Origin of the sequence: Klebsiella sp. M5al (assembly GCF_002090195.1) — a bacterium.
GTDB classification, from domain to species: Bacteria; Pseudomonadota; Gammaproteobacteria; order Enterobacterales; family Enterobacteriaceae; genus Klebsiella; species Klebsiella grimontii.
In genome coordinates, this window is sequence record NZ_CP020657.1 from 3512781 (window position 1) to 3528110 (window position 15330).

General features: G+C 56.8%; 15 protein-coding genes. 3 read left to right on the forward strand and 12 right to left on the reverse strand.

Annotated features, from left to right (window positions below; all coding sequences use genetic code 11):
* Positions 1-15: 15 nt before the first annotated feature.
* Both BWI76_RS16940 and BWI76_RS16945 read right to left on the reverse strand, forming a co-directional pair.
* Positions 16-1335 (reverse strand): MFS transporter, encoded by a 1320-nt coding sequence (locus BWI76_RS16940; protein ID WP_024357903.1) that lies wholly within the window; start codon positions 1333-1335, stop codon positions 16-18.
* A 79-nt stretch (positions 1336-1414) separates the two neighbouring features.
* On the reverse strand, positions 1415-3268 hold the full coding sequence (locus BWI76_RS16945; protein WP_049086015.1) for a bifunctional sugar phosphate isomerase/epimerase/4-hydroxyphenylpyruvate dioxygenase family protein: 1854 nt from the start codon (positions 3266-3268) through the stop codon (positions 1415-1417).
* 126 nt (positions 3269-3394) lie between these two features.
* On the opposite strand from BWI76_RS16945, the gene BWI76_RS16950 reads away from it, so the two are divergent.
* Positions 3395-4033, forward strand: a complete 639-nt coding sequence (locus BWI76_RS16950; protein ID WP_004132404.1) for a TetR/AcrR family transcriptional regulator — start codon at positions 3395-3397, stop codon at positions 4031-4033.
* Between the two features lie 26 nt (positions 4034-4059).
* Here the strand turns inward: BWI76_RS16950 and fumD are convergent, their stop codons facing one another.
* Complete coding sequence (gene fumD, locus BWI76_RS16955; protein ID WP_004132406.1) at positions 4060-4272, reverse strand: fumarate hydratase FumD; 213 nt, start codon at positions 4270-4272, stop codon at positions 4060-4062.
* A gap of 509 nt (positions 4273-4781) precedes the next feature.
* On the opposite strand from fumD, the gene pykF reads away from it, so the two are divergent.
* Positions 4782-6194, forward strand: a complete 1413-nt coding sequence (gene pykF / locus BWI76_RS16960; protein ID WP_004119183.1) for a pyruvate kinase PykF — start codon at positions 4782-4784, stop codon at positions 6192-6194.
* A gap of 311 nt (positions 6195-6505) precedes the next feature.
* Positions 6506-6742 carry a murein lipoprotein Lpp gene (gene lpp / locus BWI76_RS16965; protein WP_003029373.1) on the forward strand — a complete coding sequence of 79 codons (237 nt, stop codon included), beginning with the start codon at positions 6506-6508 and terminating at the stop codon, positions 6740-6742.
* Between the two features lie 64 nt (positions 6743-6806).
* On the opposite strand, the gene ldtE is transcribed toward lpp, so the two are convergent.
* The 9 genes from ldtE to BWI76_RS17010 all read right to left on the reverse strand — a co-directional run bounded on the left by ldtE (position 6807) and on the right by BWI76_RS17010 (position 15330).
* On the reverse strand, positions 6807-7790 hold the full coding sequence (gene ldtE / locus BWI76_RS16970; protein ID WP_049086017.1) for a L,D-transpeptidase LdtE: 984 nt from the start codon (positions 7788-7790) through the stop codon (positions 6807-6809).
* A gap of 101 nt (positions 7791-7891) precedes the next feature.
* Positions 7892-8308: a cysteine desulfuration protein SufE gene (gene sufE / locus BWI76_RS16975; protein ID WP_064371816.1), complete on the reverse strand. Its 417-nt coding sequence runs from the start codon at positions 8306-8308 to the stop codon at positions 7892-7894.
* Between the two features lie 11 nt (positions 8309-8319).
* Positions 8320-9540, reverse strand: coding sequence for a cysteine desulfurase SufS (gene sufS / locus BWI76_RS16980; protein ID WP_064342828.1), 1221 nt, complete (start codon positions 9538-9540; stop codon positions 8320-8322).
* Complete coding sequence (gene sufD / locus BWI76_RS16985; protein WP_064371817.1) at positions 9537-10811, reverse strand: Fe-S cluster assembly protein SufD; 1275 nt, start codon at positions 10809-10811, stop codon at positions 9537-9539. Before sufD ends, sufS begins: the two co-directional genes overlap by 4 nt.
* Positions 10786-11532 (reverse strand): Fe-S cluster assembly ATPase SufC, encoded by a 747-nt coding sequence (gene sufC / locus BWI76_RS16990; RefSeq protein WP_004132414.1) that lies wholly within the window; start codon positions 11530-11532, stop codon positions 10786-10788. Before sufC ends, sufD begins: the two co-directional genes overlap by 26 nt.
* Positions 11533-11548: 16 nt before the next feature.
* Complete coding sequence (sufB, locus tag BWI76_RS16995) at positions 11549-13036, reverse strand: Fe-S cluster assembly protein SufB (RefSeq protein WP_024357897.1); 1488 nt, start codon at positions 13034-13036, stop codon at positions 11549-11551.
* A 2-nt stretch (positions 13037-13038) separates the two neighbouring features.
* Complete coding sequence (gene sufA / locus BWI76_RS17000) at positions 13039-13416, reverse strand: Fe-S cluster assembly scaffold SufA (RefSeq protein WP_004119171.1); 378 nt, start codon at positions 13414-13416, stop codon at positions 13039-13041.
* Positions 13417-13858: 442 nt separating this feature from the next.
* Positions 13859-14371, reverse strand: a complete 513-nt coding sequence (locus BWI76_RS17005) for a fimbrial protein (protein ID WP_004132415.1) — start codon at positions 14369-14371, stop codon at positions 13859-13861.
* Between the two features lie 11 nt (positions 14372-14382).
* Positions 14383-15330 carry a fimbrial protein gene (locus BWI76_RS17010; RefSeq protein ID WP_024357896.1) on the reverse strand — a complete coding sequence of 316 codons (948 nt, stop codon included), beginning with the start codon at positions 15328-15330 and terminating at the stop codon, positions 14383-14385.

Genomic DNA, 15330 nt, shown 5'->3' on the forward strand with positions numbered 1-15330 from the left:
TACTGCGCTACTGCGCTACTGCGAAAGTTCGATACGTTTAACATCGCCGAGAATAAACAGATAGGCCGCTACGCCCAGCAGCGCGGCGCCGCCGATATAAATCAGCGCGTAAAAGAAGTTGCCGGAGGCCGCAACGATAAAACCGATAATCAGCGGCGTCAGGATCCCGGCAAGGTTAGCGCAGAAGTTAAACAGGCCGCCGGTCAGTCCGCCAAGGCCCTTCGGCGCGATATCGGAGATTAACGTCCAGCCCAGTCCAACCATCCCCTGACCAAAGAAGGCGAACGACATCACCAGGATCACCGCCAGATCGCTGGTCAGCCAGTTGGCGGCGATAATGGTGCTCGCCATCAGCAGACCGGCGATAATCGGCAGCTTACGCCCGAGGTTTGCCGAGCCGGTGGCCTTCAGCAGCTTATCCGAGACCCAGCCGCCGAACATGACGCCGCCCGCCGCCGCGAGAAACGGCATGATGGCGAAGAAGCCGACTTTGATCCACGGCATATGGCGCTCGGTGGCCAGATAGGTCGGGAACCAGGTGAGGAAGAAGACCAGCACCGTATTACCGGCGAACTGCCCGATGCTGGCGCCGAGAATCTGCCGTTTAGCCAGCAGCTGGCGAACCAGCGGCCAGCTAAAGGCGGTATGCTGCTCCGCGCCGGTGGACATTCCGCCACCGTTGATAATGTGCTCGCGCTCCAGCTGATTGAGATGTTTATCCTCATGCGGCTCGCGGTAGCAGCGCCACCACACCAGCGCAAACAACACCCCGGCGGCGCCGACGCTAATAAACAGCGCTCGCCAGCCGAAGCTGCCCATTATCCAGAACAGCAGCGGCGCAAAGCAGGCCAGCCCGAGATATTCGCCGACGGTATAGACCGCCGTCGCCTTGGCGCGCTCCTGCTGCGGAAACCAGGCGCTCACTACCCGGCTGTTTACCGGGAAACAGGGTGCTTCGCTGACGCCGAGGCCAAAGCGGCACAGCAGCAGACTTTTCAGGCCAACCGCCATGCCGTGGAACAGGGTGAATAGCGACCACAGGGTCAGCGCCAGAAAATAGGTGACTTTATTACCAAAGCGGTCAAGGAAGATGCCGCCGGGGATCTGCGCCAGCGCGTAGGTCCAGGCGAAGGCGGAGAATACGATGCCCATCATCGCGGCATCAATCCCCAGCTCTGCGGTCAGCTGCGGCGCGGCGATACCCAGCACCGTGCGGTCGAGATAGTTGATCATGGTGCCGACCGCCAGCAGCGCAAGGATACCGATACGCCGCCGGGAAGGCCGCGCGCCGGACGCGGAGGCCGCCGTCGTCTGATTATGGCTATAAGAGTTCATAGTCGTTTCCTGTCATAGGGTACAGCCGGATGTTGTTATTGTGTTTGCGACGTTGGGTTGTGAACCATCTGCTACATTACTAGGTGTACTGCATTGCTGACAAGCGTACAGCTGCATTTACAGCACCATAAAGTGCGTAACCGTTGCGCCGCTCGGTCAATTCAAAGAAAAAGCGTCCGGCAGAAAATGGGCGGGTATAAAGATGCAGGAACTCCCCGCCGTCTCCATCGCAGTCATAAAGAATCTGATGATTCTTCAAAAGGTTAACCTGAGCGTCTTCGCCAAAACGGGCCAGCAGATCGTCATAATAGTTCGCCGGGATGGGCAGCGCCTCGACCGCAATCTGCGGCAGGCTGGCGAGCGTGGCGGGTAAATCGCGGCAGGCAAACGCCGCGTGCTGTAAACCGGCGCCCTGATAACAGGCGACCGAACGGGCAATTTGCGTGGCGCGGCTTTGCGAAATATTGAGCGCGAGGCGAATGTCGCCCTGCGGACTGCGTACCGCCAGGCTGCGCACCAGCCCGTACGGATCGGGTAGCGTTTGTTCATGCTCGAGGATAAAGCCGAAAACGCTGCGGAAAAAAATGATCCAGTTATCGCGGCTGTCCGCTTCCATGCCGAGAGCCAGATGATCGATACCCTGATAATCGTCGCGCGGCGTGAGGTTCGCGCGCAGATGAAAATCGCGGGTATAGATGTCATCCCCCACCTCAATCAGATAAATAAGGCTGCCGTCCGGCGCGCAAACCGCCGGGATCGGGCTTTCATTCGGCCCGGCATCGCCCTGCCAGGTGGCGTAGCCGTATGCGCGGGCGCGTTCCACGATCGCCGCGCTCTGACTGACGCGCAGCGCCATGGCGCAGAGGGAAACCCCGTGACGCTGGTGAAAATGGTCGGCCCAGCTGTGCGGCTGGGCGTTGACTACCACCCGCGCCCCGCCGTTGCGCCAGAGGGAGACCCGTTTTGAGCGATGGCTCCCCTCCTCGGCAAAGCCGAGCTGCGCCAGCCTTTGTCCGAGCTCGCCCGCCTGCGCCGGCGCGGCGGCAAACTCGATAAACTCCAGCCCGGCGTAGAGGGGCAGTTCAACGGGAGCAAAAAGCGGCGCCCGGCTTTCCGGTAGCCGCTGACGGACCTGCTCTTCCAGCCACAGCAGCGAGCGATAGCCATCTTTCGCCGTCGCGCCGTTGGGCGACGCCCGGAAGCTGTCGTTGAAAATTTCCAGCGACCAGGGACCGCGATAGCCGCAGCGGGTAAGATCGCAGGCAAAATCCACCAGCGGCAGCTGCCCCTGAGCGGGAAAGCAGCGGAAGTGCCGGCTCCACTCCAGAATATCCATTTTCATCAGCGGCGCATCGGCCATCTGCACAAAGGTGATTTTCTCCGGCGGTACTTCCCCTAGCCGCTGCAGCGTGTCGCCGCGCGCCAGCACGTGGAAGCTATCGAGCACAATGCCCAGCGCCGGACTGTTGACGCTTTTGACCCGTGACCAGGCCTGATGCCAACGGTTGACGTGGGTGCCCCAGGCCAGCGCCTCGTAGCCGATGCGGATTTGTTCCTGCTCCGCCAGTTCAGCCAGGGCGCGCAAATCCGCGATCTGCAGCTCGACGTCGGCGGAACAGTCCGGCTGAACGTTGCTGCACAGCAGCATAGTGTCGCAGCCCAACTCATGCATAAGCGCAAATTTGCGCCTGGCGCGTTCCATATTGGCGGCGAACTGGCTGCGGCTGGCGCCTTCAAAATCACGAAACGGTTGAAAAAGCGTGATTTTTAGCCCTAAATCTGCCGCCAGGTGGCGGATATCAGCCGGGGTACCGGTATAATAGAGCAGATCGTTTTCGAAGATTTCGACGCCCTGATAGCCTGCCGCCGCGATGGCATGGAGCTTTTCGGGTAAGGTACCGGAGATCGAGACGGTGGCGATGGAGCGCAACATAGTGTCCTCGGGTCATTGGCTGAGGTAATGACCTGAATATGTATCATTTGGTTCAATCGCGCCATGATTGGTTGCTAAATTGTGATCAATATGTGTATTTTTTGCATCTCAAGAAAAGGAGCCGTTATGTCCGTCGTTGCTCATGATGAAGCGCAGTCTCTGAAAGAGCGGATCTTCGCCGCCGCCATTACCGTTTTCGCCGAGCATGGACTGTCGGGGGCGCGGATGGAGCAAATCGCCACCGAAGCGCAGACCACCAAACGCATGGTGGTCTATTACTTCAAGACCAAAGAGCAGCTTTATCAGGCCGTGCTGCAGCACGTCTACGCAAGGATCCGCGAAACCGAGCAGCAGCTTGGGCTGGAAAACGTGCCGCCGGTCGAGGCGCTGGTGCAGCTGGTGAAGTGGAGCGTGCGCTATCACGCCACCCACGCCGACTATATGCGGGTCATCTGTATGGAAAACATGCAGCGCGGGAAGTGGCTGAAAAGCTCGGGCCAGCTGAAACCGCTAAACCGCACCGCCCTGTCGATTCTGGAAGATATTCTTCAGCGCGGTCAGCGACAAGGCGTGTTTCAGGCGGGGCTGGAAGCGCGCGATGTGCATCGATTGATCAGCAGCTTTAGCTTCTATCAGGTGTCGAACTTTTATACCTTTAGTAGCCTGTACCTGGACGATCCGATGCCGGCGATCGATGATGAGGCCATGGTCGCCCACCACTGCGATATAGCGGTAAAAGCGGTGATCCGCTTCGTGATTTCCTGAAGCGCGCGGGTAGTGCCCTGAGGCGGCTAGCTTCCGGAAAGTGCGTGGACCACCTTCTCCATCGCTTCCTGCGTCAGGGCGGAACGTTTGACCTTTGGGTTCGCGAGGGCGGTACGCACCACGCCGGCGATAACGATATGCTTCGGCTCCTGGCCCAGGTCGCGCATCTCCAGCACGACTTTACCGACCACCCGGCACATTTCCTGATACAACGCCTCATCTTTGGCTGTGTTTCCCATCGTATTCCGCTCTCAAATTTTCATTATCAATCAAATCATTATTGATATATTTCCCGCTTAAAGCAAACCAGCGCGCCGTTTTCGCCTCAGAGACCGCTTTTCCCGGCCAAACTTGTGAATAAACCCGCGTTTCCACCCTCTTTATCTTGTCAGGTGATGAAAAAATGTGTTGCGCATAAGCATAGGATTAGTTTGCATTTTGTTAAGTATGTAACTATAGAAATGAAACATGGTTTTCATTTTCTTTTTTGGATTGGGCAACGTATAATGCCCAACAAATTCTTATTGAATGGTTTCAGCGCATTGGATTGCATGACTAAACGCATAACACGTTGCCTCTTTTCATGGGCTGAACCGCCAGCACACATTCTTCTGCACGCTCTTTTGTTGTCACCTATCCTTAGAGCGTGGCATAGCAACTTTCGTAATACAGGTTTAACTCTGCGGCAGTGCGCCCACGGAGTCAGATTCCCCATCCCTATCCTTCACAACTTAAAGATTAAACTGTCATGAAAAAGACCAAAATTGTTTGCACCATCGGTCCGAAAACCGAATCCGAAGAGATGTTGACCAAAATGCTGGACGCGGGCATGAACGTTATGCGTCTGAACTTCTCTCACGGTGACTATGCGGAACACGGTCAGCGCATCCAGAATCTGCGCAATGTGATGAGTAAAACCGGTAAGAAAGCGGCAATCCTGCTGGACACCAAAGGTCCGGAAATCCGTACCATTAAGCTGGAAGGCGGCAACGACGTCTCCCTGAAAGCGGGCCAGACCTTCACCTTCACCACCGATAAATCCGTTGTCGGTAATAACGAAATCGTTGCGGTGACCTATGAAGGCTTCACCAGCGACCTGAGCGTTGGCAACACGGTACTGGTTGACGATGGTCTGATCGGTATGGAAGTGACCGCTATCGAAGGCAACAAAGTTGTTTGTAAAGTGCTGAACAACGGCGACCTCGGCGAGAACAAAGGCGTTAACCTGCCGGGCGTATCTATCGCGCTGCCGGCGCTGGCTGAAAAAGACAAACAGGACCTGATCTTCGGTTGCGAACAGGGCGTTGACTTTGTTGCGGCATCCTTTATCCGTAAGCGTTCTGACGTTGTTGAAATCCGTGAGCACCTGAAAGCCCACGGCGGCGAGAAGATCCAGATCATCTCCAAAATCGAAAACCAGGAAGGCCTGAACAACTTCGACGAAATCCTCGAAGCCTCTGACGGCATCATGGTAGCCCGTGGCGACCTGGGCGTTGAAATCCCGGTTGAAGAAGTTATCTTCGCGCAGAAGATGATGATCGAGAAATGTATCCGCGCGCGTAAAGTCGTTATCACCGCGACCCAGATGCTGGATTCCATGATCAAAAACCCGCGTCCGACCCGTGCGGAAGCAGGCGACGTGGCCAACGCCATCCTCGACGGCACCGACGCAGTTATGCTGTCCGGCGAATCCGCGAAAGGTAAATACCCGCTGGAAGCGGTCACCATCATGGCGACCATCTGCGAACGTACCGACCGCGTCATGACCAGCCGTCTTGAGTACAACAACGACAACCGTAAGCTGCGCATCACCGAAGCGGTGTGCCGCGGTGCGGTAGAAACGGCTGAAAAACTGGAAGCGCCGCTGATCGTTGTGGCAACCCAGGGCGGTAAATCCGCGCGCGCCGTACGTAAATACTTCCCGGATGCCACTATCCTGGCGCTGACCACCAACGAAACCACCGCGCGTCAGCTGGTGCTGAGCAAAGGCGTTGTGGCGCAGCTGGTTGAAGATATCTCCTCTACCGATGCGTTCTACATCCAGGGTAAAGAACTGGCGCTGCAGAGCGGTCTGGCGCGTAAAGGCGACGTGGTTGTTATGGTTTCCGGCGCGTTAGTCCCGAGCGGAACCACCAATACCGCTTCCGTGCACGTGCTGTAATAATTTACAGGTTAATTAGTATTTCCTTTAAAAGCGCCTCTCGGGGCGCTTTTTTTTATTCCGGCACTAGCCGCTATTAATAAAAATGCAAATCGGAATTTACTATTTAACGCGAGATTATCTAAGATGAATCCGATGGAAGCGCGCTGTTTTCACTCGCCTTTTTAAAGTTACGTGATGATTTCGATGCTTCTTTGAGCGAACGATCAAAAATAAGCGTATTCAGGTAAAAAAATATTCTCATCACAAAAAAGTTTGTGTAATACTTGTAACGCTACATGGAGATTAACTCAATCTAGAGGGTATTAATAATGAATCGTACTAAACTGGTACTGGGCGCGGTAATCCTGGGTTCTACTCTGCTGGCTGGTTGCTCCAGCAATGCTAAAATCGATCAGCTGTCTTCTGACGTTCAGACTCTGAACGCTAAAGTTGACCAGCTGAGCAACGACGTGAACGCAATGCGTTCCGACGTTCAGGCTGCTAAAGATGACGCAGCTCGCGCTAACCAGCGTCTGGACAACGCAGCTACTAAATACCGTAAATAATAGTATCTGTGTAATAAAAATGGCGCACATTGTGCGCCATTTTTTTTGTCTTCCGCATCCCCGCCTACTGCACGCTTTTCGCTTCATCCAGCGGCGTATTCTGTACCGACAGGCCCGACGCGGCGCTTTCACCCGCGGAGATCGCCACCGGATAGCCTGCTCGTCTGGTCAGCGCGCGTTTAAGCTGCGCCTCATCAACCGCTTTATCCCCCGCAAACTGATGAAACTCCGCCGGAAGCGTATAGGCCATGGTCTGCGCGTTGCTGCTCTCATCCGGCGTCAGCGGGCGATGAACTTCAACATAGCGCTTACCGTCCGGCTCCACGGCGAATTTGACCGGCTGGTTGATTATCCGCACCGGGGTGCCGCTTTTCACCTGATTGAATAACGCCTGGATGTCCGCCGCGTTCATGCGCATGCAGCCGGAGCTTACGCGCAGACCGACGCTGTCCGGCGCGCTGGTGCCATGAATAAGATATTCACCGTTGCCGTACGCCAGACGCAGCGCATAGCGACCTAGCGGGTTATTCGGCCCTGCGGGCACCACCGGCGGCAGTTTAATCCCCTTCTCCAGCGAGCGGGCGCGGATGCCCGCCGTCGGCGTCCAGGTGGGGTTCGGGATTTTCTGCCCGATACGGGTGGTCATCTCCGGCGTCTCCAGCCCCTGCTGACCAATCCCCAGGGGATAAACCTGCACCTGATTCATTCCCGGCGGGAAGTAGTAGAGGCGCAGTTCTGCCAGGTTGACGACGATGCCCTCACGCGGCACGTCCGGTAGCAGCATCTGCGAGGGTATCAGCACCTGTGTACCCGGTTTAGGCTGCACCGGCGCAATGGTATCGTTCGCTTCGAGGATCAGCATCGCCGCCGTATCAAAACGACGGGCAATCGCCTGCAGGTTGCGGTCGCCCTCCTGTACCGTCCAGAACTGGTTCTCACCAATCAGACGACTATTGGCAGGAGGAAGGGGGTAATCAACGGCCCAGGCTGCGTGTGACGCGCTGAGGGCGCTCAGAAGAGCCAGGGTGATAAGAGAAGCGCGTTTCATACTGAGATTCCTTCTTTCGCTGATAAAACGCCAGGCCTGTTATGCACGACGGGAGGCTAGCCTCCCGTCGTGCATAACAGAATGAAATCTACTGTTTTATTCTAGCTAAGATTTGCAGCTTTCGCGCGAATTGCGCGGATCATGGCTTCCAGTCCTTGCGAGCGCGAGGGGGTAAGATGCTGCGTCAAGGCCATTTTTTCAAACCACGGGCGCACGTCAAAAGCGGTGATATCCTTAGCCGTCATCTGGTCATAAAGGATAAATACCACCGCGATAAGTCCTTTCACGATGGCCGCGTCGCTGTCGCCGCGAAGCGCAATAGCCCCACCCAGCTCCTGCGCCATCACGATCCACACCTGACTCTGGCAGCCCTGAATGATGTTCTGTGCGCTGTGTTCCTCCGGGCTCAGCGGCGCCAGGCGCTGTCCCAGTTCAATAATATAGAGATATTTCTCTTCCCAGTTCGCGCAACGGCTAAAGTTGCGCAGCAGTTTGTCTCTGTCCGGTAACGCCGCCATAGTCACTTCCTTTAGCTTAATAATTTGTGGATCCGCTGCAGGCCCGCTACCAGCCGGTCCACCTCTTCCGTGGTATTGTACATCGCCAGCGATGCCCGGCACATGGCAGGGACGCCGTAGAACGCCATGAGCGGCATGGCGCAGTGGTGCCCGGTCCGCACCGCGATGCCGTAGTTATCCAGGAAGCTGCCGACATCGTAGGCATGATGTTTGCCGAGATTAAAGGCAATCACTCCCAGGCGATTTGGCGGGCCATACAGGGTTAAATCCGCCACGCTCTCCAGCGCCTGCAGCGCGTAGCGCATCAGGGTTTGTTCATATTCCGCGATTTGCGTCAGCCCCAGCGCGCTGACGTAATCCAGCGCCGCGCCCAGTCCAATGATGCCGCCGGTATTCGGCGTTCCCGCCTCGAAGCGCCACGGCGCTTTTGCCCAGGTGGTGCCTTCCGTCAGGCTGACGGTGGCGATCATCGATCCGCCCCCTTCCCACGGCGGCATCGCCTGCAAAATGTCCTGTTTGACGTAGAGTACGCCGATCCCGGTGGGGCCATACAGCTTGTGCGCGGAGAAGGCGTAAAAATCGCAGTCCAGCGCCTGAACATCAACCGGATGGTGCATGACCGCCTGCGCGCCGTCCACCAGCACCTTCGCGCCATGCTGATGGGCTAAAGCGGCCAGGGCGGCGATCGGGTTTTCGGTTCCCAGCACGTTAGACACCTGGGTGATGGCCAGCAGGCGGGTGCGATCGTCAAACAGGCCGGGGATCGCATCCAGCTGCAGGGTACCGTCCTGATTCAGCGGGATCACCCTCAGCTGCGCGCCTACTCTGGCGCACAGCATCTGCCATGGCACAATATTAGCGTGATGTTCCATCGCGCTGACGATGATATTGTCGCCGGCGCCGACGTTGGCGTTCCCCCAGCTGTTGGCCACGAGGTTAATGCCTTCCGTAGTGCCGCGAACAAACACTACCTCTTCCGCCGAGCTGGCGTTGAGGAACGTCGCCGCCTGCTGGCGCACCTGCTCCATGCGCGCCGTGGCTTCCGCGCTGAGCGTATGAATGCCGCGATGCACCGCCGCATAGCCGTGGCGGTAAAATCCCGCCTCGGCGTTAATTACCGCTTCCGGCTTCTGCGCGCTGGCGGCGCTATCGAGATAGGCTAGCGGCTGGCCGTTCACCTCGCGGTGGAGTAGCGGAAAATCCGCGCGCACGCGTTGCACAGAAAATGTCATAGGTTACCTCCCGGCAGACGCTGGCCGATACGCGCCAGTATCTGCTGCCTGAGCGCCTCATCATCGATCGCTTCGGTGAGCTCGGCGGCAAAGGCGTAAAGAATCATCTGCTGCGCCGCCTGCTGCGTAATGCCGCGCGAGCGCAGATAAAACAGCTGTTCATCATCGATGCGCCCAATGGTCGCGCCGTGGCTGCACTTCACGTCATCAGCGTAAATCTCCAGCTGCGGTTTGGTATCCACTTCCGATAAGCGGCCAAGCAGCAGGTTGTTGTTGGTCATCTGGCCATCGGTTTTGATCGCATGCGGCGCGACGTTTATCAGGCCGTTAAATACCGCCCGCCCTTTGTCGTTGACGATGGTTTTATGCAGCTGGCGGCTGTTGCAGTATCCGACTTTATGATCGAGCCAGGTGCGGCTGTCGCAGACTTCGCCGTTGACCGGCATCGCCAGCGAGTTAATCCGCAGGTTGCTGTTTTCTCCGTTCAGCCGCGTGCTGGTGTGGTGGCGGAGCACCGCGCTCCCGAGGAGAAAACTGCTGCTGAAGGCGGAGCTGTCGCGCCCGAGCGCCAGGTCGTTGTGGGCAAAGTGGTAGCTTTGCGCATTCTCAAACGCCAGCTTGATATGCTGCAGGTGGGCGTTATCCGCCACGGTCATCGTCAGCCTTGCGCCGGTAAAGTGGCGCTGGTCGTTGAGGCTCAGATAGTGTTCGATTATGGTCGCCTGCGCGCCGCTCTCCAGCTCCAGATGATGGCGATAGTGGGCGGTATTCATTTCATCGCTCGCCAGCCCGCGCGTCAGGTGCATAATCAGCAGCGGTTTTTGCGGGCGCTGGTTGCGCCTGACCCGGATGTGGGTGACGGTGGTTGCCAGGCTTTCGGTCAAATGCAGAAAGACTTCGGGCTGAACGGCGTCAGGCAGATGCTGACGCTCGTTATCCACCTGCACTTCATAGCCGCTGGCGGCCAGATCGTCGCTCAGGCTGTCGCTAAACTGACCGTCGACAAACACCAGGCGCCATGCCTCCACCGTTAGCGCCTGCGCGTCTCGCTGGGCCGCCGTCAGCGCCTGCGGCTGAGCGGCGACAAAGGTCTGATTCAGTAACGCGTCCAGCGGCGTATATTTCCAGTTTTCATTTTTACGCGTCGGCAGGCCCAGCCGCAGCAGCTGTTGCAGATGCTGATGCGCCTGCGGGCTGCGCTGCCCGCTTTGCGACTCAAACAGATGGTGCCACTGCTGCAGCGCGTTACTGCTGTTCGGTAAGCCAGCCATAGCCCTGCTCCTCCAGTTGTTTGACCAGAGTAAAGTCGCCGGATTTGACGATCCGCCCCTGGTACAGCACGTGGACGTAATCCGGCTTGATATAGTCGAGAATGCGCTGATAGTGGGTGACGATAATAAACGCGCGCTTGCCGTCGCGCAGGGCGTTAACGCCGTCAGAGACAATCTTCAGCGCGTCGATATCCAGCCCGGAGTCGGACTCGTCGAGGATGCACAGCTCCGGTTCCAGTACCGCCATCTGCAGGATATCGTTGCGCTTTTTCTCGCCGCCGGAGAAGCCGACGTTAACCGAACGGGTCAGCAGATCCTCGGGCATCTTCAGCAGCTTAATTTTCTCTTCCATCAGGTCCTGGAAGTCAAAGCGGTCAAGCTGCTCCTGGCCGCGGTAGCGGCGCACGGCGTTGAGCGCGGTTTGCAGGAAAAACTGATTGCTGACGCCGGGAATTTCCACCGGATACTGGAAGGCCATAAAGATGCCTTCGCCGGCGCGATCCTCCGGGGCGAGCTCCAGCAGATCTTTGCCTTTAAACGCCACGCTACCGCCGGTCACTTCATAGTCTTCGCGTCCGGCCAGGGTGGCGGAGAGCGTACTTTTCCCGGAGCCGTTCGGCCCCATAATGGCGTGCACTTCGCCGGGGCGAACGTCCAGATTCAGTCCGCGCAGGATCTCTTTGTCTTCGACGGCGACCTGCAAATTTTTAATACTTAACATCTTATTTCCTTTGTTATCAGCCGACGCTGTGTTCAAGACTAATCGCCAGTAATTTCTGCGCTTCTACGGCAAACTCCAGCGGCAGCTCTGAGAAAACGTCCTTACAGAAACCGTTGACGATCATCGAAATCGCATCATCCTCGCTGATGCCGCGCTGCAGGCAGTAAAACAGCTGATCTTCGCCGATCCGCGACGTGGTCGCTTCATGCTCCAGCTGCGCGCTGTTGTTCCGGCATTCCACATAAGGGAAGGTATGCGCCCCGCTGTCCGGACCAATCAGCATCGAATCACACTGGGTGAAGTTGCGCGCGTTGGTTGCGGTGGGCATGATTTTGACCAGCCCGCGATAGCTGTTCTGGCTGTGGCCGGCAGAAATCCCCTTCGAGATAATCGTCGAGCGGGTGTTTTTACCGATATGGATCATCTTGGTCCCCGTATCCGCCTGCTGATGGCCGCTGGTCAGCGCCACCGAGAAGAACTCGCCGATGGAGTTATCCCCGCGCAGAATACAGCTTGGATATTTCCAGGTGATCGCCGAGCCGGTTTCCGACTGGGTCCACGACATTTTGCTGTTCTCGCCCTCGCACAGCGCGCGCTTGGTGACGAAGTTAAGGATCCCGCCGGTGTTGTTGTCGCCGGGGAACCAGTTTTGCACCGTGGAGTACTTCACCTCGGCGTCCTTATGAATGATCACTTCAACCACCGCCGCGTGCAGCTGGTAGCTATCGCGTACCGGCGCCGAGCAGCCTTCAATGTAGCTTACATAGCTGCCTTCGTCGGCGACCAGAATGGTGCGCTCGAACTGGCCGGTTTTTTCCGCGTTGATGCGGAAATAGGTCGACAGCTCCATCGGGCAGCGTACGCCTTTAGGAACATAGATAAAGGTCCCGTCGGAGGCCACCGCCGCGTTGAGGGCGGCAAAGAAGTTGTCGTTGCCCGGCACCACGGTGCCGAGGTATTTCTGCACCAGTTCCGGGTGCTCGTGGATCGCCTCGCCGAACGAACAGAAGATAATCCCCTGCTCCGCCAGCTTTTCGCGATAGGTGGTGGCGACGGAAACCGAGTCAAAAATGGCGTCGACCGCCACTTCCCGCCCCTCGCGCACCGGCACGCCGAGGAGATTGAACGCCTCTTCAACTTCATTGGTCAAAAACGCGCTGGAGCCCGTCTGCTGCAAAGCGCCAGGCTCAGAGGCGCAGGCGTCATCGCAGTTGCCGCAGGAGGGCGCCGAGTAATAGCTGTAATCCTGATAGTTCAGCTTGTCGTAGTGCGCCTTCAGCCAGTGCGGCTCTTCCATCGCCTGCCAGGCCTTAAACGCGTTCAGACGAAACTCCAGCATCCATTCCGGCTCATTGCGGCGCGCGGAAATCGCCCGAACCACCTCTTCGTTTATGCCTTTCGCCAGCTCATCGGTCTGCAGCTGCGTGAAAAAGCCTTCTTTATAGTTGAGTGGCCCGCCGCTCCAGGTTTTGACATCGTCGGTTGCTTCAGTATTACGAGACATAGTTACTCCGCCTGAACGCCAAAACTTTCGCCGCAGCCGCATTCGTGCTGGGCTTTTGGATTATGGAATTTGAAGATTTGATTTAAGCCTTCGCGAACGTAATCGAGTTCGGTGCCATCAATAAACGGCATGGCCTGCAGCGGCGCCCATAGCTTCGCGCCGTCGCGCTCAAAGAGCAGGTCGTCTTTCGCCGGTTCAGCGATTAATTCGAGAACGTAGCCAAAACCGGCGCAGCCGCTGGTTTTAACCCCCAGGCGCAGCCCCTGCATATCAGGCTGTTTGCGGACCAGATCGCGAATATGGGCGGCGGCGGCTGGAGTCATGACCAGCCCACGCCAGCTAAAATCTTCGGGATTGAAAGTTCCTGCATGTGAATTCATCGCTCTACCTCATAGGTTGACGCCATCGGGACATACCGCTATGTTAGTGATAATGATTATCACTTCAACCCATCCGAAGAAGGGGTATTCCCCCATCAGGCTCTTTTTATAAGCATAGACCCTGACAGGAGAGATATCGGAGATGGAATAAATTGTTCAATACTTTGATTAATAATGTATTTCATGGGGTGGAAGGCAGAAGTTGCTGGAAAATTAAAATATGCATCGAAAATACCTATTTTTGAGATAGATGATTTGCCTTGCATACAACCCGCCGTGGAAGGCAACAGACTGACCGTCGCCTATTACGGGTAGAAAAGTGGGAGCTTTACCGGCTATGAGGCCGAAAAGGCCTGACTAACGGCGGGAATAGAACGACGCAGCGTCACGACGATTGCATAAAAAAATACGTAACCGGCGTCGCGCTGACACGGTTGCCGGTTTAATTGTACTGTAGCGTCATGACCACAACGGCACTCACGCTGCCGGGCGTCGCGCCCCCTGACATCGATTTAACCGAGGCCTGCATGGCCAGGGTGGCGGTTCTGTCTGCCGCGATGTTGCGCATAATACTGGAACCCGTCCCCTTTAGCGCGCCGCTGCCCGCCTCGCTCATCGCGATCGCCACGTTTGTTGCGGTACCGTTATTCATATAATAGTCAGGGCCGGCAACCGGATCCGGGTTTCCGGTGAAGGAGGTCGTTACGCTGCGCGTTCCCGCCGGGCAGTTGGTAAACAGCAAATTAAAGGCCACCGGGTCGGAGGATGACCCTGGCGTAACCATATTTGTTGCCTGAATATCGCCAAGATTGACATTGAGGTTGCTATTTCCGCCATTAAATATACAGGGCGAGGCAACAATATTTCCCGTTACGCCTACGCTCACGCTGTCGGCAGAAAACGCTTTCCAGCACAGAAAAGCCAGAAGAAGCATTTTTTTGTGGAGTATTTTCATTTTTTCACCTGTTACTGGTACGTCAAATTCAGCGTGGCGGTCGCGTTTGCCGAGCCTGACTCAACGGACGTTAAGGTCTGGTAATAACGGGCCGTCAACGGCAGCGTTTCCTGGCCGCCCGCAGAGCGTTTTAATAACAGCGGGCTATTGATAGCCAACGGAGCGCCGTTATATAAAAGCTGGACTCCCACGCCTTTTGCCGTCCCGGCGCTGCCCTGCCCCGTTAATGCCATGACGCTGGTATCGGCAACGTCCGGATGCTGTACGCCGCTCAGCGATACATTAATATTGGTTCCGGCGCTGCAGCTTAATCCCAGATTCTGCGTATTCTGCGCGCCCGCAGGCGTGGTGCCGACGGCCGAGCCGAACGTTGCCGCTGAAATATCGCCAATCGGGAAGGTCAGTTGAGACGTCGTGATATTGCAGGCCAGCGCGTTAATGGTCCCATCGGTGAGTTTGGTGGTCAGGCCGTCACGGTAGACGCCGTCGCTGCCCTGTAGCGTCACCACGCCGATCGTTCCCGGCGTTAATGCGCCCGACGACACCTGGCCTGTGACCACCAGCTCAATTTTTCCGCCCCACCACTCCACGTAGGAGGACTGCGCTTCATAAGAAAAGGTATTACTCGGGTTTTCAAAGTAATTCCCGGAAGAGAAGCGAATACCAATCCCCGCGACATTGGTGGCGTAAACATGATTACCGTAGCTACTCGGCGTCGCGCTAAGGTAGCGCATGCTAAACCCAAGCATTAATGGGTTGGTGCATCCGGTTAAATAAGAGCTGGTTATCGTCGCGTTACGAGAAAAAATAACCGTTCCGACCGGCGCATCACGCTGTACGGTAAGGGTTCCCACAGACAGCGTGGAGAGCTGCGGGATAATTGTCGTGCAGGTTCCGGCACGCGCGCTATTCCATCCGGCCATTAAGCCGAGCAAAATAACAGAACAAATCAATCTCAT